This is a genomic window from Streptomyces hainanensis (assembly GCF_004348415.1).
GTDB classification, from domain to species: Bacteria; Actinomycetota; Actinomycetes; order Streptomycetales; family Streptomycetaceae; genus Streptomyces; species Streptomyces hainanensis.
In genome coordinates, this window is sequence record NZ_SMKI01000849.1 from 1 (window position 1) to 1,123 (window position 1,123).

At 78.4% G+C, this 1,123-nt stretch carries 1 protein-coding gene; it reads left to right on the forward strand.

Annotated elements, in window-relative coordinates:
• Positions 1–1,109: NAD(P)/FAD-dependent oxidoreductase (locus E1283_RS36420; protein ID WP_132822422.1), on the forward strand; the 1,109-nt coding region annotated here is incomplete at its 5' end.
• Positions 1,110–1,123: the final 14 nt, after the last annotated feature.

The following is a 1,123-nucleotide window of genomic DNA, read 5'->3' on the forward strand; positions in this document are numbered from 1 at the left end:
TAAGAGACACCCACCCGCCCTACGACCGGCCCCCGTTGAGCAAGGACCTGCTCGCCCCTGGCGAGCCGCCGCGGATCCCCGAGTACCTGCCGGGCGGCGCCGCCGCCTACCGGCGGACGGGCGTCGAGCTCCGGCTCGGCGAACCGGCCACCGGGCTCGACCCGGACGCCCGTCTGGTACGGCTCGGGGAACGTGAACTCGGCTACGACGCGCTGGTGATCGCCACCGGCGCCCGCCCCCGCTGGCCGGCGGCCGTGCCCCGGCTGCCCGGGGCGCACGCGCTGCGGACGCTGGACGACGCCCTGTCCGTGCGGGCCGCGCTCGACGCGGGCGCCCGCACCGTCGTGGTCGGCGGCGGCTTCGTCGGCGCCGAGGTGGCCTCGGCCGCCAGGCGGCGCGGGCTGCCGGTGACCATCGTGGAGGCGCGCGCCACCCCACTGGTCCGCGCCGTCGGCGAGCGGGTCGGCGCGCTCTGCGCCCTGGCGCACTCCAGGGCCGGCACCGAACTGCGGTGCGGCGTCGAGGTGGTGGGCGTCGAGGGCGACGGGCGCGTGGAGCGGGTGCTGCTGTCGGACGGCACCGCCGTCCCGGCCGACCTGCTGGTGCTCGGCGTCGGCGCCGAGCCGGCCACCGGGTGGCTGGCCGACTCGGGGCTGCCGCTGCGCGACGGCCTGGTCTGCGACGCCACCCTCTCGCCCGGCGCCGAACGCGTCTTCGCCGCCGGCGACGTCGCGCGCTGGCACAACGCCGCCACGGACCGCGAGATGCGGCTCGAACACTGGACCAGCGCGGCCGAGGGGGCCGCGGTCGCCGGCCACAACGCGGTGACGGACGGCCCGCGCCGCGCCTTCGCGACCATCCCCTACTTCTGGTCGGAGCTCTACGGCACCCGGATCCAGTTCGTCGGCGTGCCCGACGCCGACCACGTCGAGGTGCTCGGCGATCCGGAACAGGGGCGGTTCGCCGCCCTCTACCACCGGGACGACCGGCTGGTCGGCGCGCTCACGGTGGGTTGGCGCCCGCCGGCCGCGCGCTTCCGCGCCCTGGTCAGGCGGCGGGCCGCCCGCGACGAGGGACTGGCCCTGGCCGCCCGCGGCGCCGCCGCCTGATCCCACCCCGACAC